The following is a 20,629-nucleotide window of genomic DNA, read 5'->3' as shown; positions in this document are numbered from 1 at the left end:
TCACCATCTTATTGAAATACTTTCTTAAATTGTTTTGCTATTTCATCCTGTTCTTTCCCAACTGTTTTCCAATCAACGTTTAGTACCGGAATCTCTTCTACATTCGGTCTATTTTCAGCTTTTATATCTTTTCTACCTGGCAATAAGTACGCTTTAGAAACTTGTTTTTGCACATCATCTGATAATAAATAATCAATAAACTGTTTTGCACCTTCTACATTTTTACTATCCTTCATAATACCTGCTGCACGCGGACTAATAACCGTTCCGCTTTTTGGATATACAATATCAACCGGCTCGCCCTTTGCTTTTGCACTGTACGTCATATAATCAACGCCTGCAAGTACCATATCTTTCGCACCTGTTACTACTGGATCTAAAGCTTCTTGGTTTGCTCCCGCTACTGTAACTTCATTTTTCTTAAGCTGTTCAAATAAATTCCATCCATCTTGTCCATTCTTTTTCACGTATCCTGTTACAAAGTCTAAAGCTGACCCTGAAAGTGCTGGATCTGGAAGGGTCACTTTCCCTTTCCATTCTCCTTTTGTTATATCGCTCCAATCTTCAGGTGCTGTCTTCACATTTTTTGTGTTGTACACAATTCCTAATGCTGAAGCGCTATATCCAAAATAATGTCCTTTATCATCCGACCATTCAGAACGAAGCTTATCAGCTTGTTTTGCTTCTTTATAAGCTAATGTTTTACCATCGTTCTTTAATCCTTCCATCGCTGGTAATGAAGCGAGTACGACAACGTCAACGACTGGATTTTTCTTTTCAGCTTCCATTCTCGCTAAAATCTTACCTGTTGTTCCTTGAAACATTTCCACTTTTATACCGGTTTTCTTTTCAAAGTCCTTTTGAATTTTTTCTGCTAATCCTTTTGGTCCTGCACTATATACAACAATTTTCTTTTCATTAGCGTTTTTATTTTTTGCATCTGCACTGCCTGTCTTTGAGCTACAACCTGTTACTACTGCAGAAAATAGTAAAGTACATACAAATAAAGACTTAAGCGAACTGAATTTCTTCATACGATTCTCCCCCTATATGATGAATACATTTTTTGGGTACATATAACGATACCGGTTTACCGATGCTTAGCTTACTATTGTGATAAGCTGTCCATACACCGAGTGTCCCCATGTTTACTTTCACTTCATAACGTTCTCCTACATATGTAACGTACTGAATTTCACCTGTATACGTATCGCACACTTCATTTTTTGTCCAGCTCACGTGCTCTGGACGAATCATTTGTTTATTCTCTACAAGCCAATTTGCCTTACCAACAAACTTTGCAACAAATTCATGAGACGGTTTCACATAAATATTTTCTGGTGTTCCTTTTTGTAATACCTCCCCTTGTTTCATTACAATAATTTGGTCTGACATTGACATAGCTTCTGTTTGATCGTGTGTTACATACAATGCTGTTAAACCAATGGAATGAACGATATCCATAAGCTCTAAGCGCATTTCTTCTCGTAAAATTGCATCGAGTGCACTTAACGGTTCATCAAATAAAATAAAATGAGGCTTTGTTACGATTGCTCTAGCAAATGCGACACGTTGCTGCTGTCCGCCAGAAAGTTCGTGTGGATATCTTTTCTCCATACCTTGCAGGCGAACTCGCTTTATCGCATCTTCTACCTTTTCGCGTAAATGATTCGTTTGCTTTGTAGCCCTTAAACCAAATGCAACATTTTCAAAAACAGTCATATGCGGCCATAAAGCAAAATCTTGAAATACCATACCGATATTCCGTTCATGAGGAGATGTTTTTACCTTTTTTGTAGACGAATACATGCACTTATCTCCAAAATATATTTCTCCTTTATCCGGTTCTTCAAGTCCTGCAATCATTCTAAGCAAAGTCGTTTTCCCGCATCCCGAAGGTCCTAAAAGTGTGGTGAACTCTCCTTTTCTCATTACAATTTGTAACGGTTTTAACGCCTGTATTTCTCCAAATGTCTTTTCTAATCCATGAATTTTAATATCCATCGTTTCACCTCTCTCCCCTCATTCTTAACCTGCTTTCATTCTATATGGAAGATTTATACTGAATGTTAATGTACTGTAAAGATTAAATTAAAAAACTTCTAATAAACTATTTATTTCTATAGATTTTTTCTATAGTTAAAATAAAAAAGGCGGTTAACTCATAATGAATCTCTTAAAATTAGAAATTGTAGTGCTTATTAAGAAATACAAAAAGCTTACGATTGTTGCAGAAAAACTTGGCGTTAAACAACCTACTATTACATTTCATATAAAAAGCTTAGAAGAGGAACTCGGTGTGTCTTTATTCGAATTACGTTCTGGAAGGTATTTCTTAACAGAGGCTGGTGAGGCGTTGCATCATTATGCTTGTAAAATAGATGCACTTATGAAAGAAGCTAGGCGGGTCACACAGGAGTTTAAAGATTTTAATAAAGGTGCTATAACAATTGGTGCTAGTTATGTACCAGCGACTTATCTTTTACCAGAAGTTGTTCATCAATTTCAATGCGAATTTCCTAATATAAAAATAACACTCCTGGTAAAAACTGCGCCTGAAATTCGAACGATGCTACAAAATCATGAAATTGATCTCGGGGTAATTTCTGCGGCGCCGTTTGATGAACCACTTTTAAAACAAACAAAAATAATACCTGATACACTTGTTCTTGCTTTTTCCAAAGAACATCATTTTTCAAAAAAAGAAAGTGTATCCTTACAAGATATCGAAAAAGAACGTATATTATTGCATCGAAACCCGTCTACAACGAGAGATTTACTTACACAATGGACGTTAGCACATAACATTACATTCCAATCTGAAATTGAACTAGATTCATTAGAAACGATGAAACAAATTTTAAAATATGGTAATGGGGTTGCCTTTATTTCTAAACTTGCTATTGAACAAGAAGTACAACGAAATGAGCTATGCTATATACCAATCCCTGGATTTGAATTTCAGCGTAATATTTATACCATTCATCATGAGGACAGGTGGAATTCTAAAATCATCTCTTTTTTACTACATAGCATTACTTCTTTTACAGCAAAAAATTAAAAGGCTGTCGTTATACACGACAGCCTTTTAAACTATATCTCTATTTATTTTTCTTTTCCTCAATTTTTGCTTGCGCCTCTTCAACCTTATCTAATGTTTCTGAGACTTTCTTCTCTTTTTCTTTTACATCATCTATACTATCGACAGCTTTAATTAATTTATCGATTCCCTCTTCTTCTATCTTTCTCCGCTTTGCCACCCTTTCATTTACTTTCTCTTCCACATCTTTTGCTTTTTGAAGCATATTCTCTGCATTTGATGTTACAGCTTTTTCAAGTGCATCATCTTTTTTCTTTTGTAATACTTCATTTGCAATATCTTTCGTTTCTGAATACTTACCGTCTTTTAATGCTGTCGCACCGTGATCTAGTAACTGAGCGACTTCTTTATATGCCTTCGCTTCATTTCCTGATTTTTCTTTTTCCGCTTTTTCAAACCACATAATCGCATCACTATATTTTTCATTTTTCAATGATTGCATACCTGTTTCAATATACGTGTCATAATTACTACATCCAGTCATTACGACTAACAGAAAAAGCATTACAAAACTTAATTTTTTCATGATGTTTTCTCCTTTTCTTTGCCTGCTCACTTTACTGTAACATACATGAAAAAGAGTTTCAAAAACTAAAATACTAATATGGTCATTTTTATTGTTTCCAGTCAATTTTTTATTACTTTCTTATTTTTCAGGCCGACACATCCACTTGCTTTTTCGCCACATGCTTTCTTACTCCCACTAATACAACTAACAATAATCCTCCGCCTAATGTCATCATAACAATGCTAGTCGGCAACATATCTAATAATAATCCATATACAATCATACCGAGCGGTGCGATTGCGGTAGAAATTGTTTCAAGTAAACCGAATACACGTCCTAAATAGTTTGGATCTGTCGTCTTTTGCATATGTACTTGCATCGGTATATTTACAACCATCATTGATATACCAGTTAAAATCATAAAAGCGATATAGTAAATAAAACTTACTACTTTCGGAATGGTAACTAACAATGGAAAGACTGTACATAAACTCAAGCCCGCAAATAAAAACAGCCCAATATAAACAGAGCGAAACGGGTTATTCACTTCTTTACGTACTGATAAAACAATTGCACCAATTAGCATCCCGACTGCTAACATTCCCTCTACAACACCGAGTTGCTTCGAGGATAAATGCAAATTTTGAACAATAATATACGGAAGTGAAACGAAAAGTGCACTCGCAAAAAAGTTTACCCCTACTGCAATTTTCATTAAACCATATATTTCATGCTGTCGTTTTACATATGAAAAACCTTCTTTTATACTCGTCAAAAAATGCTCTTTACTTTCAGCCATTTCTTTTTTATATAAATCAAATACGATAAATAATTGCACAATAACCGCTAAAAAGAATGTAATGCTATTTAGCAGGAAAAACGATTTAATCGAAAAGAAACCAAATACAACTCCGCCAATAATTGGCGCTAAAATATTTGATAAAGATGCTGCCGTCTGGTTCAAAGCACTCGCTTTTTGAATACGCTCCTCATCTACTAAATTAGGAATAGACGAAGTTACTGCAACAGAATAAAAACTTGCACAAATTGATAATAATGCTGCTGAAACATAAATAAACAGAAGTGATGGTCCAAACATAGTAGCCAGAATAAACATAATAAGCATCGTTAAGCTACTTAATAAATCAGTACCAATGACAAGCCATCTTCGGTTCACACGGTCAGCTATAGCACCTGCAATTGGTCCACAGATCATTCTTGGTATTGATCCGCAAATTAGCGTAGTTGCAAATCCCATTCCTGAACCCGTTGTCTTTAATACGTATAATCCCATTGCAAACGTATAAATACCTGCACCTAATAAAGATGTCATTTTCCCAATCATCATTAGCATAATATTTCTCGTTGCAATCTTCATTTTTGAATCATTTTGACCTATACTTACATCCCCCATTATGACACTCTCCCCTTAAAAGTTAAATTATGTTAAACTTATTATATAATCAACTTTCCAATTTTTACAACAAAAAGTTTAATTGTATTTAACTTTTTAATTATAAAGGAGCATATGATGGCTACTCTAGGCGAAAAAATTAAAACGTTACGAAAAGAAAAAAAGTTTACTCAAACTGAGCTAGCAGGTTCAGAACTGACAAAAAGTATGCTAAGTCAAATTGAAAATGGAAAAGCTACACCTTCCATGAAAACATTACAATACATCGCTAAAAAACTTGGATGCGAAACGAGTTTTTTACTAGAAGAAGATGATGTAGAAATTGTAGAACTCATTCAAAAAATGGAGCCATTAATAAAGGCAAATAAATGTGATGAAGTATATGAGACTTTACTACCTATCGTTCAAAAAAAGCTACCTTCTACTTTAAATACCGCTCGTTTATATAAACAATTTGTAACAGCTGCGGCGATTATGAAAGATTATAACATTGAATATTACGTTGAAAAGGCTACTTCTATTTTTGAAAAATATACGTTATACCGCGACAGTACGGAAACAAAATTAAAATTATCCTTTACGATATTCACACGTAAAAAGTACGCTGAATGTTTACAACTTATAGCTAGTATCCGAAATGACTACGAAGAGAAACATTTAGAAATGGATCTCATTATACATATCGAGTTATGTTTATATGAAGCCATCATTTTACTAGCATGTGGCGATTATGAAACATGTGAAAAAAACATATTAGAAGCACTCGCATTTTCAAAAAAACATCAAGTGTATTATAAAACAGACGAATTTTACCGTATTTTATCTTACCAAAAAGTCATTACAGCTGATAAAGAAAAATATTTATATTACATAAAAAAATCGGAGCAATTCGCCATTTTTACAGAAGATACTTTATCCATTGCTATTATTGATCTTTTAAAAGCTTACTACTACAACACAATTACTAATGAATATACAATTGCATTAGAACACCTAGAACAATTTCGAGAAAAACTTAAAGATGAACCAATTTTTCAAGACGATGGATTGTATTATCTTGAAAAAGGAAAAGCTTTATACGGCTTAAAACGTTATGAGGAGGCTTTACAAACATTGCAACGTGGTATCATGCCGGATTATATGAACCATCCACTTGATCAAGCGTGGCTTACAACAGCTGGTGCATATCGTGCCCTTTGTTATGTAAAACTTAACGATAAAAAAAGGGCTCTGGCGGAAATAACAGAAGCACATGAAATCATACAGTCCTATCCTGATTCCACCTTCTCTTCATTTATTAAAGAAACATTACAAATAATACAAAAGCTTTAAGAATGTCTCGAAATGGTATATTATTCCTCTTTTTTAGCAAAGATAATAATGATGGGAGGAATATAAATGAATATACAACGCGCAAAAGAGCTTTCTGTGTCATCAGAACTTGCTAATGTCAATTTTCAAGGCATGCCTGTTACGATTCAACACGTCGACGAAAGCAACGAAACCGCCCGCATATATGAAGTGAAAAATCCAGGACGCGAATTAACAGTTCCAGTTAATAGCTTAGAGGAAATATAAAAAATGCCACTTCTTTTTTTTGAAGTGGCATTTTTCTTACTTTAGATTACTTAATATAAATCACTTCTATCCTCTGTTTTACAACACCTAAAAAAAATAAGAATCTTCTACTTCTTTTCTTTTTTTAACCTGCTAAAATACAAACTATGAATTAATTATTCGCACTATACATTAAGGGGGAAAAATAATGAAATATGATTTAGAAAAAAACAAGCCCTATTATGCAGTTATATTCACTTCTAACCTATCAAATGATACAACAGACTATAGTACCGTTGCTGAAAAAATGGAGGACCTTGCGAAACAACAACCTGGATTTTTAGGTGTCGAAAGCGCACGTGGTAATTCTGGACTCGGCATTACAATTTCTTATTGGGAGTCACTTGAAGCAATTGAAAATTGGAAAAAGAACACCTTACATAAAGAAGCGAAAAAAAGAGGCCGTGAGCAATGGTATGAAAACTTCCACCTGCGCATCTGCCTTGTTGAGAAAGAATATAAGTTTCATAGAGGTACATTGTAACTATGAAGAAAAAATCAGCTCTCGTTGTTGTTCATGAAATATACGGTGTAAATGATCATATGCAGCACGTTATAGACCGCTTCACTTCATCTCATATAGATGTATTTTGTCCTAACCTTCTACAATCACAACATGCATTTCATTATAGTGATTAAGAAAAAGCATATCAGCATTTTATGAATCACATTGGATTTGATGATGGAAAAGAGCAAATTGAAGAACTCATTACTAACCTTTCCTGTAGTTACACACATATTGGACTTATCGGTTTTAGCGTTGGAGCGACAATTGCTTGGCTCTGTAGTAACAATTCAAAAATAGATTTTATCATTGGGTGTTACGGTTCCCGTATACGTGACTATATTCATATTAAACCTACATGTGCTACCTTACTTATTTTTCCTGAACAAGAAGCTAGTTTTTCAGTATCCTCTTTAATCCAAACATTGCAGCAACAAAATAATCCTTTATTAGAAATAAATCAACTACACGGTGAACATGGATTTTTAAATCCGTACACTGAAAAATATAACGAGCACTCTACAAAGCAAGCATACAACCTAATAGATTCGTTTCTTACGCAAACAATATTATAAAGGAGTTTGACATGTCACTAACATTACTATTGCTCATATTCATAATAATTCCCTTCATTTCAGCATTAGCTCTCATTTTTATGACAATTAAAAAAGGAACTTTTTTAACACGACCCTACTTACAATCATTCATCGTATGTGCTCTATTTTTTGCGAATTGGATATTATATTTAACAAATTTTTATTCATTACTACCTGAGAAAGTTAGTCGATTTATGTTTCTACCTATTTGGTTTTTCCTTTGCGTTTTAGGCTTTATCGTTTTCGCACGCGAATGGAAGAACAATCGTATTTTTTCCATCTCTATCGGTTTTCTTTCTTTTATCCCGCATTAACGGGCAGTAAGACTCCCACCTCAAAATTCGGCTGAAGCAAAGATGTTAGGTGAGAGATTAACTGCCCGTAAACGCCCGATTGGTTCAACTAATAATCAGTGGGGGATGAACACCCCCCCCACTGATTAAAGTTTCACTTTATTAGTTTTCTATTTGGATTATTGTTGTTAGTTCTTTCGGGAATATAAAAACAGAAGGAAGAAAAGCCAACACTCAACTTTTCTTCCTTCTATGTTTACCTTTAGATTTCACTGTTACTGATTCACAAGGTGTATAGTAAATTTGAGGTGTCGCCTTATCAACAACCATCATAAACGTAATAAAACCGATAATAAAGAAAATGAATACCGTTAATAAAATAGCGCCTATCGTTAAAAGTATCATAACACCACCCCTATATATTTCATGTTATTACACCTTTCGCTATTATATGAGCTGAATCCTTTTTAGAAAAATAAACGTAACAAAATAATTACAATGACTCCTGTTAATACTGTTCCTAATAAACTACGAGTATATATCGCTACGAAAAATGTCGGAATTGCCGCAATGATATAATCCCACTGCACTGTCTCGTGCATAAATAATACTTGCGCTAAAAGTGCTGCTAATATCGCAATCGGTATGTAATTTAACCATCTTAAGCCCCAATCTGGAATTTGCAATTTGCTAAATACGAGAAGAGGTAATATACGAGGCACAAGTGTAACTGCTCCTGCTGCTAGTAAAAGTAATAATACGTCTAATCTCATTTCCATTTCTCAATCACCACTCCAATCGTCGCAGCTAACAGCGTTGCGATAATAACTGCTATGCTATCTGGTATAAACAAGTGTGAAACGTATGCAATAACAATAGCTACAATCGCAACCGTAAGATGAATTGCTAGTTTCGGTTTACTACTTATAAGCTGGAGAACAAATAATCCAATAAACATTGCTGGTAAGGCATAATCCATCCCGTACGTATGAGGATCTGGTATCCATTCACCAAAGAGTCCACCAATAATTGTAGCGATAATCCAATTTAAATATGCTGTTACGTTTAATCCTAGCATCCACTTTTCACCTAAATAACCTTTTTGTGCTGCTTGCTGCACTGCAACGCCGAAAGTTTCATCTGTAATTTGCGAACCGATTATTAAGTTTTTAAATAGAGGAATTTTCGTGAAGTAGGGCGCAAGCGCAGCGCTCATTAAAAGGTGCCGTAGATTAACAAAAAATACGGTAAAAATGATTGCCGAAGCAGGAGCACCGGCAGCATACATACCTGCTAATATAAATTGAGCAGAACCTGCGTAAATTAAAGTGGACATAAAAGCAATTTCAATGATGGAGAAACCAGCTGTTTTCGCAATTACACCAGCCGCTATACCAATGCTCAAATATCCAAATACAGTTGGTAAACAATCCTTTACACCTTGTTGAAATGTATCATCACTCTGCAATGTCATATGTGCCTGAGCTTTATTCACCTTTCTCTCCCTCCATTTCTTCCATACTACGTTTTCCTGTTACGACATGAACTAAATCTATAATTACATCCATTTATCGCTCCTGTTCTAAACAATTTAATTTTCGGTCTAACAATTCAAAGGATCTTTCAAAAGCTTTTCGCATTCGATCCATTAGCTCAGTTGCTGCTACAGGTACATATTTCACTGGTTCAGAAGGAAACAAATGCACTGCGCCTTTATCCATCAACTTGCCGAGCACCTCGTAAATCATGGAACGAGGTACGCCTGTTTGTTTACTTACTTCATAACCAGTTGCTAGGTAATGTTTTAATACACCTATATAAGCTTTACATTCATACTGGGAAAACCCAATTCCTTTATTATTTCATCCATCACAATCTATATAGCTCTAATTCCATTTTCTGATAGTAGTTATTGTTATAACTACTAATATAGAAAAGAAGTCCCTTATAGTCAACTGATTATTCTGAATTTTAAAACACAAATAAAAAAGCCTCCTTTTAAAAGGCTTTTTGTACTTAATGTTCCTATTATTTTAACTGCAAAGAATTTGATATATTATCCTCCAAATGCTCACGTAAAGTTGAACCTGTATACTCTTCTCTAAATACACCTGCTCTCACGAATAAAGGAATCACTTCACTAAAGAATAAATCCAATGATTTAGGAGGTCCACCTGGAATTGTAATGAATCCATCTAGTGCTCCGGCTTCAAATCTTTCCATAATTTGTTTAAAAATGTCTTGTGGTGTTCCAATAGCGACCCAATGAGCAGATCCAACAACTTCTGGTCGTTCTAGTATTTGCTCAACAGTTGGTTCATTTTTAATGATGAAATTTCGTAATAATTCGGCATGTGTTTTACTACGTACAGTTTGATTCCTACTTGGTAGCATATGTTCAGTAACCTTACTTTCTAATGGAAGCCCTCTAACGTCTAACCCGAGAACCATTTCGAGTAAAGCGTACCTCTTCTCTTTTGTAAGGTGTTGATGAGCTTGCCTGTGCATTTCTAGTGCTTCTTCATATGAATCACCAATAAAGAAATATAAACCAGGCAATACACGTATATCATCTTGCTTTCGGCCATGCTTTTCTGCTCTTCTTCTTAAATCTTGACGAAGTTCGATTCCTGATTCTACATCTGGCATCGCGGCGAAAATTGCATCCGCAACAGAAGCAGCGAAATTCCGGCCAGACTCTGACGCACCCGCTTGAAATAAAGGCATTTCCCCAGAAATACGCTGAGGGATATTAAGTGGACCTTTCACCTCAAAATGTTCACCACTATGCTCAATTGGCTGTACCATTTCTCTAATTACATCTGCGTTGTCTTCTTTTAAAACTTCATAAGGATGGCTTCTCCAAAGTTTTCTTACTAACTCTGTACATTCTGCAGCTTTCGCATATCGTTCCTCAGATGGCGGCATCCCTGTCTCACCAAAGTTTTCTGCACCATCAATGGATGTGACAATATTCCAACCTATTCGGCCATTACTAATCCAGTTTAAAGATTGTAATTGCCTCGCAAGTATGTATGGTGGATAAAACGATGTGGAGGCAGTCGTAACCACTCCAATTTTTTTTGTTGCATACGCAATAGCAGTAAATAATAATGTCGGATCTAAAATTACATTCCCCTTATTACGAGCGATTAAATCCGGGTGCGCTACTAAATAATCTGCTTTAAAAACAAAATCTAACTTAGCCTCTTCTGCCTGTAGTGCCAACTCTACTTGTTCATCTATCCCTGAATTAAACATACTCTCTTGTTCTTTCTTTCTAGCAATTAAACATAATCCAATGCAAAGTTGCTTTTTAGTAGACATAAATACACCTTCCCCTTAGTTTTTAATTCACCTAGTTAAGCAAGTGATACGACCATCACAGCTTCCATTCTTATTAAATACCATAAAATGATAATGATTATCAATATCATTTTATGATGTTACTGAAATAAATGCAATAAAAAAAAGACTCCCACTAATGGGAAGTCCTTTATCTCAATATTTCATTCGCTTCTTTTTCATAAATTTTATCAAACGAAGTCATGATGCGCTGCGATGCTTGAATCATTTTTTGATTCGTCATTAAATCTGCCATCTCTTTCGTCATATCAACATTTGAATTTTCTAGCATATGATTTTTCACAATCCCTGTTCCATTCGGTAAATCAGCGATGTTACCTTCTGCTAGTGTAAAGCTTTTGTTTTCACGTTGCACGAGACGAGCATTCGTTTCTGCATCTACTGTTTTTGTTTGCAACTGTGCAATTACTATCCTCTTAATATCTGGTTTAAATTCAGTACCCTCATTAATTTCTCTATAAATTTCTCCATTATTAGATACGAAGAAATCAACATTTTCAGGAATACGAATACGTTCATTATTTACATCCATAACATAAGCACCTGCAGATGTTTGTAAATAACGATCACTATTTGCTGTAAAACTACCATCTCTCGTTAAAAGTGTTTCATCATTTTTAGAAGTAACGAAAAATGATGATGTACCAGCTGCACCGTCATCTAAAAAGAAATCTGTAGGGCTATTTGTAATTTGTACATTTCCTTGCGCTAAATTTACATGTGTCGCAGCTGGTACGACAGCGTAATCGGCCGAACCGATATTTGTCGCCGATCCGTCTCCGCGGCGATATGTGTCTTGCACATCAAATACTTTAGAAGTCATGTTTTCTGCTTTAAATCCTGCCGTTTGGGCATTTGCGACATTATTAGAGTGTACATTTAAACGCTGCATGTAATTCATCATACCCATAGAACCTATATAAAGACCATTCATACTCGTTTGAATAAGGCAAGCGCCTTATTCTTCACCTCTTTTCTTACGATGTTTGTAACATTTGTTTTGCTAAATGTTCAGCTGTAGCGATATGTATATGTTGCTTCACGTCTTGTCCGTCTGTCATTAATACAATTGGAGCTGATGATACTGCTGGAATTTTCAACAATTCGCCACTACTTGCTGTTTCATCAAATTTCGTAAACACGATACCATCAATATGAATATCTTTAAAGTTCGTAATGATTTCAATCATGTCTTTACTTTTCATAGAAGCTGATAACGTTAAACAAATATAATCTGGCTCTACTTGCCCCATCGTCTCAATCATTTCTTCAACCGTTTCTGACGTACGATAATTTTTTCCGGCTGTATCTATTAAAATATAATCGACGCGCGCTTCTTCTTTAAAATAAGTAAGCGCCCGTGTCATTGCTGCTTCATCTCGCACAGCAATGACTTCTGCTCCAATTGTTTTTACGTAATCTTGCAGTTGCTGCACTGTTCCAATGCGAGAGTGGTCTGTTGTAATAAAACCAACCGTTTTTTTCTTACCGTGAAACTGCCACGCCATTTTCGCAAGTGTCGTCGTTTTTCCAACGCCAGTTGGACCGATTAATGCAATCGTTTGTACTTCTTTTTCAAATACGTTTTCAGTATTGAAATGAGATCTCATATCTTCCAATATGTATCCGATGACTTCCTCTTCTGTAATCATCGTTGCATTCTCAAACTTCACTTTTAATTTTTCAGCATATGCATGAATGAAATATTGTTCCACATCGTTTTGTTCTAACATTCGAATTACTTTTTGAATAATAAATGGCACAGATTCCTGCTTTTCTTTTTTAACAACTACTTCTTCTTTCTTTACAGGAATAGCTTGTTTCACAGTAGGCTGTTTTTTCGTTACTTTCGTCGCCTCCGTATGTTTCACAACGACAATCCCTTTTTCAAACAGTTGTAATAGTTTCTCTTTTTTTCTTGCCCATTCTTCACTATTTCCTGTTTGCATCGCTGCGTACGGCATAGAAGTCGTTACGTTTTCTAAATTGTGCAGTACCGATTGAATTCCATTTGCCTTCACAATTTCTTCTGAAGGTTCATTTACAACATCCATTAATTGGTCATGAAACTGAGCTATGCCTTCATTACTTTCTTCCTGTTTATCCTCAGGAAAAGCGACTAACATTTCATAATTCTTTTTCCAAAAAAACGGGATATTTCGTTTTACACTTTCATCGACAACGTAGTAATAATCTGTACCATATTGGTCAAATAATTTTCGATACAATTCATTTTTCGAAGCTGCTTTTATTCGCATTAACGCTTCTTTTTTTTCTGTACTTTCCATTACTTCACCCCTACTATTCAATATAAGCAATTTGATCTACAACAATTTCTGGTGCCAATTCACTAATACATAATACTTTAGCTTCTATTTGATAACGTTCAAGAAGTCTCACAATCGCAAATCTGAAATCTTTTCTACGCGTTAATAATACTGGCTCTCTTCCCATTAAACGAGCTTGTTTGAAAACGCGCTGTACTTGTTCTACTACACGCGTTTCTAAATCTAAATCCCAGTTTAATAAATAACCTTGGTATGAATTATTAACAACATCTGCATCTAACTCGATTGAATCAGCGAAAAGTGCTGCATAAATTTTCCCATCAAGATTTTTCGCACTCTCACAAATAACTTTTGAAATACATTCACGAACAAACGCCGTTACACCATCAACATGGTTTTGATAAATTTCTTTCCCATCAATAATACCTTCAATAATTGTCGGTAAATCACGAATTGAAATTCCTTCTTTCAGCAATTGTTTAATAACATTTTGAACAAGTGATAAATCGATTTCTTTCTTCTTAATTTCTTCTAATAAAACGCCATTATCAGTTTCAAGCGAGTGAATCAAGTCTTTCACATGTTGACGCTGAATTAACTCATGAAGGTTACGTCTAACGACAACATCTAAATGCGTAATTAATATGCTGAGTGGCTCTAACACTTGATAGCCTTTCATTTGTGCATCTTGTACCATATGCTCCAAAATCCAATATCCATCTTCGCCGAAAATTGGATCTTTCGCTGGTTCTGCATCTAAATCAGCCATTACGTTCGGTGTTTTCAGTGCTAATAAATAACCTGATTTTAAAACACCTTCAGCCGCCTTTGCACCTTTAATACGAATAATGTAACGTCCACGTGGTCTAAAGCTCGTATTATCTTTAAAGTTAATTCCAGGAACGTTAATACCAAGGTCGGTAATAATTGACTTCCTCATAAGAACAACTTTATCTCGAGCTGTTTCCCCGTTAATCTTCTGCTTTACAAGTGCCGCTAAATCTAATCCGAGCTCTACAATAATTGGATATTTATCCGTAAAGACTCCGAATGAATCTTCCACTTGTTGCAGTTGCTCTTCATCGCCTTGAATCATCTCTAATTCTTTTTGAAGCTCGTCTTCTTTTTCTTTCTTTATTCGCTTTTTATTACGAACTCCTAAGAAAACAATCGTGCCTCCAACGAGAGCAAATGGTAGAAATGGTAACGGTGTAAAAACACCCATTGCGATAAATAAACCACCCAGCGCATATACAACAACTTCATGCGCTAATAACTCTTTAAAGATTCCTTCAGTTACTGTATCAGATGAACCGTCAAATACTCGCGTTACGATAATCCCTGTTGAAATCGCAAGCATTAACGAACCGATTTGGTTTACAATTCCGTCACCGACAGTTAACTGTGTATAGTGAATAGCCGCATCTGCAAAGCTCATTCCTTGCTGCATCATACCAACAATTAAACCGAAAATAATGTTTACAAATAAAATGACAATCCCGAAAATAACGTCCCCTTTAATGAACTTTCCAGCACCATCCATCGCTCCGTAAAACTCTGTTTCCATATTTAATTTTTTTCGTTTTGCCTGTGCATCTTTTTCTGTAATAAGACGCTGATTCAAGTCAGCATCGATAGACATTTGTTTCCCTGGTAAAGAATCAAGTGTAAAACGAGCTGCAACTTCAGCAGTACGAGACGCACCGTTTGCAACGATAAACTGGAATATGATTAAAACTATAAAAATAACGATATCAATTAATAAGTTCCCGCCAATTACGAACTGGCCAAACTCTTCAATAACATGACCCGCATTTCCGTCTGTTAAAATCGCTCGCGTTGTCGAAACGTTAATCGATACGCGGAAAATCCCGATTAATAACAACATCGTCGGAAATGACTTTAATTCATCCCACTCGTTAATACTTGTAGCTCGCATATAAATAAGCACTGACATACTTAGTAGAAAAACGATAACGATATCAAGTATAAATGGTGGAAGTGGAATTAAGAGCGCCACAACGAATGACGCTGCTAAAAAGATAGAAAAATAGGTTCTTGCAGAATCCATCTTAAACAAAGAGATCCCCTCCAAACGCGCTATTATACTTCAAGTTCGTTCGTTTGAATTAAATAGCGCATAACTTCAATTACAGCTACATATAAATCCTCTGGAATCGTCTCATCTTCCTCGACTTGATAATATAAAGAACGAGCGAGCGGACGGTTTTCCACCATTGGTATTTCTTGTTCACGGGCAAGCGTTCGTATATATAATGCGAGCTCATCTTCCCCTTTTGCAACGACAATAGGCGCTGCATCAACTTGTTTATTGTAACGAAGCACAACCGAAATGTGCGTCGGGTTGTTCACAATAAACGTTGCACCATCCATCTTCTTCGCAATTGTCCCTTGCAAGATAGCATGCATAAAGTTTTTTCGTTTCCCCTTTACTTGCGGGTCCCCTTCATTATCTTTATGCTCTTGTTTCACTTCTTCTTTTTTCATCTTAATATCTTGTTCGTACTCCCATTTTTGATAAATGAAATCAATAATAGAAAGAATGATTAAAATAATTAAAATGGCTAAAAAGATAAATTTAATTTGGCTAATAATTTCAGTAAGTGACGCTGTCCAGTTAAATCCAATCATACTAACAATCTTCTCTAAATTCTTTTTAAAGAGAACGTACGAAACGTAACCGATTAATCCCATATAAAACAGTGATTTCAAAATATCTACTAAACTTTTACGACTAAACAATCTCGTAAAATAGTTTTTCGGATTAATACGTGATGCTTTCGGCTTAAGTACTTTAGAAGAAAATAAGAAACCAACTTGAATCATATAATTGAACAAATGAAAAGCATATACAAGTATTAATATAGGAGCCGATACTTTCAGAAGTAATATGCCCATTAAATAAAAATACTCGGTCGAATCTGTATTTTTTCCAATTTGATCAAACAGTACCGCTACGGAATTCGCGATCTCATAACCGAGCCAATCTCCGAAAAAGTAAACGACAACTGCTAATACAAGAATGGAAAATAAATTATTTAAATCTTTACTCCGGGCGATATTCCCTTCTTCACGCGATTTTTTACGCTTCTGCGGGGTGGCCTTTTCTGTTTTATTATCCTTTGCCATGCGCGTCCCCCTACTTCGTTAAGAAAAAGTTAAATAGTTTCGTATACTCTTCCAGTAATACGTCTGTCATATTTTTAAACACATAACCGAGCATCGGTACACTCATCGCAATAAACAAAATACCACACGTTATTTTAATTACGTACGCATTCATAAAAACGTTTAATTGCGGTGCATTTTTTGCGATTAAAATAAGGACGAAATTAATAATGAATAGACTGCCCATAAGTGGCAAAGCAATTTCAACCGCTGATGTAATTGCAAATAATAACGTTGCAAGTAGACTATCTAAAAAACTAGTCGTCAACAATTTTGAAATCGCCTCTGTATATTGAAACGACTTTAAAATCGTGGCAACGAAATAGTTAATGCCGCCCAGTGAAATAAAAATAATAAGAAAAAATATATCAAAAATTGTTGATAGCAAAGTGGACTGTGACCCTGCATTTACATCAAATAAACTCGCCTGTGATAAACCGATATCAAAGTCTAAAATATGCCCTGCCATTTTCGGAATGTTCCACAGCATCTCTACAATTTTTGAAAGTGATAACCCAATTACAATTTGCGTTCCTGCATAAGCTGCTACATCCCAAACTGTCTTTATGTGAGAGACATCCACTTGATCTGCCACTGTAATCGAAAGAGCGAGTCCAAATGTAACCTTTGCCATCGCCGGAATTGATCGGCCTGAGAAAAACGGTAGAAAATATAAAAATGAAGTAATGCGACAAAACGCAAAAAACGTCGCCGCCCATAATTCCATATTCATTTCAGTTCACCTATCTTAGTACGAACGCAATAGCGATGGGATTTTATCAAATAAATCTAAAATAAGCATCGTTAACTCTTGAAACATCCACGGACCTAAAATGATAATAACGAGCACAATACTCGCCATTTTCGGTAAAAACGTCAGCGTTTGCTCTTGAATTTGCATCATCGCCATAATAACCGCGATAATAATAACAACAATCATACTTACAACGGCAATCGGCATTAAAATCATAACCCCTTTATAAAAAAAGGTTTGGAAAATATCTATAATTGGTGACGTATTCATTTATATGACTCCTATCACATAGCATCAAACGCTTCAGGCGACTGTCTTAAACATAATATCGACGATTTTTGTATATCCACCTAAATATACGAAAACGAGTATTTTAAATGGTAAACTTAAAATCATCGGCGGTACCATCATCATCCCAAGGTACATTAAAAGTGTACTAATAATTAAATCAATAAAGACAAACGCTAAATAAATGAACATCCCTGTAAGTAAACCTTTTTGAATTTGCGTTAACGTAAAGGATGGCACAAGCGTAAACAGTGAAAGATCCTTTAAATCTTTCGGCAACTCTTCTCCGCGCACTTTCAGCATCATTTTCAAATCATGCTTATACGTATGCTTCGACATATAATCTTTCATAATCGGAGCTGTCGTCTCCGCAGCTTGACTTACTGTTATTTTTTCTTTCGTCATCGGGTCCCACACATCACTCTTTAATTGACCAAGCACTGGCTGCATTGTAAACAGCGATAAAAATAATGCGAGTCCAACAAGCACTTGGTTCGGTGGTAAATTCATAACCCCAAGCCCTTGACGAGTAATCCCAAGAACAATCATAAAATAAGTAAAATGCGTAAATAAAAGAACGATAGAAGAAGATAATGATAGAAGGGTAACGAGCGCGAATAGTTGTACACTTGAATTACTCGTAAACTCTTTTCCATTTTCGAAATTAATAAAGCCGTTCGGGGCTGCATACGCTGGATTTACAAAAACAAATGAAAAAATAATAGAAAATGCGAAAATAACGGCAAATAACGATAACTGTTTCTTTATTCTCATGATGGATCCTCTACTTTTTTCGTTTCACTCTTCACCGCGTCTTCTAGCGCTTGTTGAAACTGATTTCCTGTCCCTGTTAACTGCACAGATTGTACACCGTTATTACTAATAACAGTGAACACTTGCTTTCCGTCCACTTCAAACAAAAAGGCGCTCGTTTGATGATTTAAATACACGCCGTCTTTCACTTGAATGTGTCCGTTTTCACCTTGCTTAAAAAACTGCTGTTTGCGCGTCTTTTTCGTCATATAATATGCACCATAGCCGAGCGCACCAAACAGTAAAACGACTTGAAATAAGGTCGTCATATACGACATATGACTCCTCCTCTACTCTTTATCCTGCATTTGATTTTGCGCCTTCATAAGCGCGGCATGTTTCTTATCAGCTTCAATTTCAGAAATAATAATGCCGAACTTCTCATCCATTACGATCGCTTCACCATTACCGACTTTCATATCACTTAAATATACATCTACTTTATGTCCTAAATTTTTCTCTACTTCAAGAACATCACCAACTTTTAACTGCTTCACATCACCAAGCGTAATAGATGACTTCCCAAGCTTTACTCCAAGTTCAATCGAAATATCTGAAACGGTATCAATATGTGCCTTCCCCGCTTCATTTCGCTTTCCTGCAAATTCTTCTAATCCCATTAATGACACAGGAGATACTTCATGCTTCATATAGATCCTCCTACTCTATAAAACTTTTAAATAGAAGCGCCTTACGCGTTCCATCTTTTCCGATAAAACAATTAAATTTATGTTTTCCATCTACATAACCACGTAGTTGGTCTGTTACTTTCGTATGAAGCGGAATAATATCGCCTTCTTCAATTTGCTCAATCTCGCCCATTGTCATTTTTTGCTCACCAATCGCAACGTGAACAGGCTTGTACACTTGATTTACTTTCACTTCTACTTCAGACGTATACTTTTTACGCTTATCCGAAGAATGTTCGACAATATTTTCAGACGTTAACTTATCCATAATTTCTTCAACAGATAAGAACGGAATCCCGATACGAACTGTCGTATTCCAAAAATCTATTTTCATATTTACGTTCAGTAATGAAATAATATCGCTCGCTGTCGTAATCTTCAGCGCATTCGGATCTGTCTCCGTCGTTACAAATTTCGGTTCAATCGCAACAACGCTGTCAAATGATTGTTGTAAATTTTTACAAAGAAGAGCAAATATATTATCAAGCGTTAAAAACTCAAACGCTGTTAGCGGTCTACGCATTAGAAAGTTACGCTTACTATCTCCGCCAAGCCAGCATTCATGAATATAAATAACGAACGCTAAATCAATTTCAATTACAATTTCTCCAAGCTCTGGAAGGCCGAGATCAATAACGCAATATAAATAGTAATCTTTCGGCATTTTCTCCACATACTCACTCGTAAACGGAACTTGCTCAACGGTCGAAGGCTCTAGTTCAATCGGAATACGCATACGTGCTGACAACGCCTGTGACGTTTGTTTTCCAAAGGTCGACGCAATCGCTGGCAAACTACGTAAATGCTCAACACCGAACTTCTCTGGTCTATTAAAATCATACTCTTGAAATTTATCTTGCTTCCCTGCTTCTTATGCGAAAGCTGGCATTTCCTCGCCTTCATTTACCGCCTTTAGCAGGGCATCAATTTGCTCTTGGCTCAATTTATCGCCACTCATGAAAATCCCCTTCCCTACCTTTTCAATTCAACAATTTCAACGTACATTTTCCCATTCTTCGTCAAAATCTTTCCGGTTCCAATCTCTTCATTCTCGAGCATAATAAGCACCGTATTTTTCGTTGAATTTTCAAGACGATACAATGTACCTTTCGTAATATGAAGCAGATCTTCAATTTTCTTTTTCGTATTTCCGATTTCAAAATAAATTGTTAACGGAATATCATCTTGTAATTTCAAATCTAGCCAACT

General features: G+C 35.6%; 23 protein-coding genes and 3 pseudogenes. 6 read left to right on the top strand and 20 right to left on the bottom strand.

Going from position 1 to position 20,629, the window contains the following annotated elements; all coding sequences use genetic code 11:
* Positions 1–8: 8 nt before the first annotated feature.
* Both MHI07_RS08225 and MHI07_RS08220 read right to left on the bottom strand, forming a co-directional pair.
* Complete coding sequence (locus MHI07_RS08225; protein ID WP_215572646.1) at positions 9–1,034, bottom strand: ABC transporter substrate-binding protein; 1,026 nt, start codon at positions 1,032–1,034, stop codon at positions 9–11.
* The gene (locus tag MHI07_RS08220) at positions 1,012–2,004 is read right to left on the bottom strand and encodes an ABC transporter ATP-binding protein (RefSeq protein WP_340822987.1); all 993 of its coding nucleotides are present in this window, start codon (positions 2,002–2,004) and stop codon (positions 1,012–1,014) included. The genes MHI07_RS08225 and MHI07_RS08220 overlap by 23 nt, the downstream gene beginning before the upstream one ends.
* Before the next feature lie 163 nt (positions 2,005–2,167).
* Between MHI07_RS08220 and MHI07_RS08215 the strand changes: the two genes are divergently transcribed.
* On the top strand, positions 2,168–3,061 hold the full coding sequence (locus tag MHI07_RS08215) for a LysR family transcriptional regulator (RefSeq protein WP_340822985.1): 894 nt from the start codon (positions 2,168–2,170) through the stop codon (positions 3,059–3,061).
* 40 nt (positions 3,062–3,101) lie between these two features.
* On the opposite strand, the gene MHI07_RS08210 is transcribed toward MHI07_RS08215, so the two are convergent.
* A complete protein-coding gene (locus tag MHI07_RS08210) occupies positions 3,102–3,626 on the bottom strand; it encodes a DUF4398 domain-containing protein (RefSeq protein WP_070169975.1) in 525 nt (174 codons plus the stop codon).
* A gap of 127 nt (positions 3,627–3,753) precedes the next feature.
* Positions 3,754–5,022: an MFS transporter gene (locus MHI07_RS08205; RefSeq protein ID WP_340822984.1), complete on the bottom strand. Its 1,269-nt coding sequence runs from the start codon at positions 5,020–5,022 to the stop codon at positions 3,754–3,756.
* Between the two features lie 117 nt (positions 5,023–5,139).
* Here MHI07_RS08205 and MHI07_RS08200 point away from each other — a divergent pair, with 117 nt between their 5' ends.
* From MHI07_RS08200 to MHI07_RS08180, 5 genes and pseudogenes are all read left to right on the top strand, one after another.
* Entirely contained in the window at positions 5,140–6,354 is a 1,215-nt protein-coding gene (locus MHI07_RS08200) for a helix-turn-helix transcriptional regulator (protein ID WP_340822983.1), read from the top strand.
* Positions 6,355–6,420: 66 nt separating this feature from the next.
* A complete protein-coding gene (locus tag MHI07_RS08195; RefSeq protein WP_002158456.1) occupies positions 6,421–6,600 on the top strand; it encodes an H-type small acid-soluble spore protein in 180 nt (59 codons plus the stop codon).
* A 187-nt stretch (positions 6,601–6,787) separates the two neighbouring features.
* Positions 6,788–7,123 carry an antibiotic biosynthesis monooxygenase family protein gene (locus MHI07_RS08190; RefSeq protein ID WP_340822982.1) on the top strand — a complete coding sequence of 112 codons (336 nt, stop codon included), beginning with the start codon at positions 6,788–6,790 and terminating at the stop codon, positions 7,121–7,123.
* A gap of 2 nt (positions 7,124–7,125) precedes the next feature.
* Positions 7,126–7,719 (top strand): annotated as a pseudogene (locus MHI07_RS08185) (dienelactone hydrolase family protein).
* Between the two features lie 11 nt (positions 7,720–7,730).
* Positions 7,731–8,054, top strand: coding sequence for a hypothetical protein (locus MHI07_RS08180; protein WP_215570152.1), 324 nt, complete (start codon positions 7,731–7,733; stop codon positions 8,052–8,054).
* Positions 8,055–8,267: 213 nt separating this feature from the next.
* Here MHI07_RS08180 and MHI07_RS08175 read toward each other — a convergent pair whose 3' ends face one another.
* From MHI07_RS08175 to MHI07_RS08100, 16 genes and pseudogenes are all read right to left on the bottom strand, one after another.
* On the bottom strand, positions 8,268–8,438 hold the full coding sequence (locus MHI07_RS08175) for a DUF3951 domain-containing protein (RefSeq protein WP_002158467.1): 171 nt from the start codon (positions 8,436–8,438) through the stop codon (positions 8,268–8,270).
* 62 nt (positions 8,439–8,500) lie between these two features.
* Positions 8,501–8,812, bottom strand: coding sequence for an AzlD domain-containing protein (locus MHI07_RS08170; RefSeq protein WP_033710413.1), 312 nt, complete (start codon positions 8,810–8,812; stop codon positions 8,501–8,503).
* On the bottom strand, positions 8,803–9,507 hold the full coding sequence (locus tag MHI07_RS08165; RefSeq protein WP_445661756.1) for an AzlC family ABC transporter permease: 705 nt from the start codon (positions 9,505–9,507) through the stop codon (positions 8,803–8,805). Before MHI07_RS08165 ends, MHI07_RS08170 begins: the two co-directional genes overlap by 10 nt.
* A gap of 97 nt (positions 9,508–9,604) precedes the next feature.
* A pseudogene (locus MHI07_RS08160) lies at positions 9,605–9,883 on the bottom strand (TrmB family transcriptional regulator); the annotation flags it as partial.
* A 178-nt stretch (positions 9,884–10,061) separates the two neighbouring features.
* Positions 10,062–11,360: an NtaA/DmoA family FMN-dependent monooxygenase gene (locus MHI07_RS08155; protein ID WP_340822980.1), complete on the bottom strand. Its 1,299-nt coding sequence runs from the start codon at positions 11,358–11,360 to the stop codon at positions 10,062–10,064.
* A gap of 169 nt (positions 11,361–11,529) precedes the next feature.
* Positions 11,530–12,333, bottom strand: a complete 804-nt coding sequence (locus MHI07_RS08150) for a flagellar basal-body rod protein FlgG (protein WP_340822978.1) — start codon at positions 12,331–12,333, stop codon at positions 11,530–11,532.
* A 43-nt stretch (positions 12,334–12,376) separates the two neighbouring features.
* Complete coding sequence (gene flhF, locus MHI07_RS08145) at positions 12,377–13,687, bottom strand: flagellar biosynthesis protein FlhF (RefSeq protein WP_340822975.1); 1,311 nt, start codon at positions 13,685–13,687, stop codon at positions 12,377–12,379.
* A gap of 13 nt (positions 13,688–13,700) precedes the next feature.
* Positions 13,701–15,767, bottom strand: coding sequence for a flagellar biosynthesis protein FlhA (gene flhA / locus MHI07_RS08140; RefSeq protein ID WP_340822973.1), 2,067 nt, complete (start codon positions 15,765–15,767; stop codon positions 13,701–13,703).
* A gap of 23 nt (positions 15,768–15,790) precedes the next feature.
* A complete protein-coding gene (gene flhB / locus MHI07_RS08135; protein ID WP_078180560.1) occupies positions 15,791–16,837 on the bottom strand; it encodes a flagellar type III secretion system protein FlhB in 1,047 nt (348 codons plus the stop codon).
* 10 nt (positions 16,838–16,847) lie between these two features.
* A complete protein-coding gene (locus MHI07_RS08130) occupies positions 16,848–17,609 on the bottom strand; it encodes a flagellar biosynthetic protein FliR (RefSeq protein ID WP_001055697.1) in 762 nt (253 codons plus the stop codon).
* Positions 17,610–17,624: 15 nt separating this feature from the next.
* Positions 17,625–17,900 (bottom strand): flagellar biosynthetic protein FliQ, encoded by a 276-nt coding sequence (locus MHI07_RS08125; RefSeq protein ID WP_002011993.1) that lies wholly within the window; start codon positions 17,898–17,900, stop codon positions 17,625–17,627.
* 33 nt (positions 17,901–17,933) lie between these two features.
* Positions 17,934–18,692 (bottom strand): flagellar type III secretion system pore protein FliP, encoded by a 759-nt coding sequence (locus MHI07_RS08120; protein WP_002126633.1) that lies wholly within the window; start codon positions 18,690–18,692, stop codon positions 17,934–17,936.
* Positions 18,689–19,009 carry a hypothetical protein gene (locus tag MHI07_RS08115; protein WP_000121176.1) on the bottom strand — a complete coding sequence of 107 codons (321 nt, stop codon included), beginning with the start codon at positions 19,007–19,009 and terminating at the stop codon, positions 18,689–18,691. Before MHI07_RS08115 ends, MHI07_RS08120 begins: the two co-directional genes overlap by 4 nt.
* Before the next feature lie 12 nt (positions 19,010–19,021).
* Positions 19,022–19,381: a flagellar motor switch protein FliN gene (gene fliN / locus MHI07_RS08110; RefSeq protein WP_340822968.1), complete on the bottom strand. Its 360-nt coding sequence runs from the start codon at positions 19,379–19,381 to the stop codon at positions 19,022–19,024.
* 10 nt (positions 19,382–19,391) lie between these two features.
* Positions 19,392–20,378: pseudogene (gene fliM, locus MHI07_RS08105) on the bottom strand (flagellar motor switch protein FliM).
* Positions 20,379–20,392: 14 nt separating this feature from the next.
* Entirely contained in the window at positions 20,393–20,617 is a 225-nt protein-coding gene (locus tag MHI07_RS08100; protein WP_002189074.1) for a flagellar motor switch protein FliN, read from the bottom strand.
* Between the last annotated feature and the right edge of the window lie 12 nt (positions 20,618–20,629).

Origin of the sequence: Bacillus sp. FSL H8-0545 (genome assembly GCF_038006105.1) — a bacterium.
GTDB lineage: Bacteria > Bacillota > Bacilli > Bacillales > Bacillaceae_G > Bacillus_A > Bacillus_A cereus_U.
The sequence above is the reverse complement of the archived record's forward strand: the minus strand, read 5'-3'. Positions and strand labels throughout refer to the sequence as shown.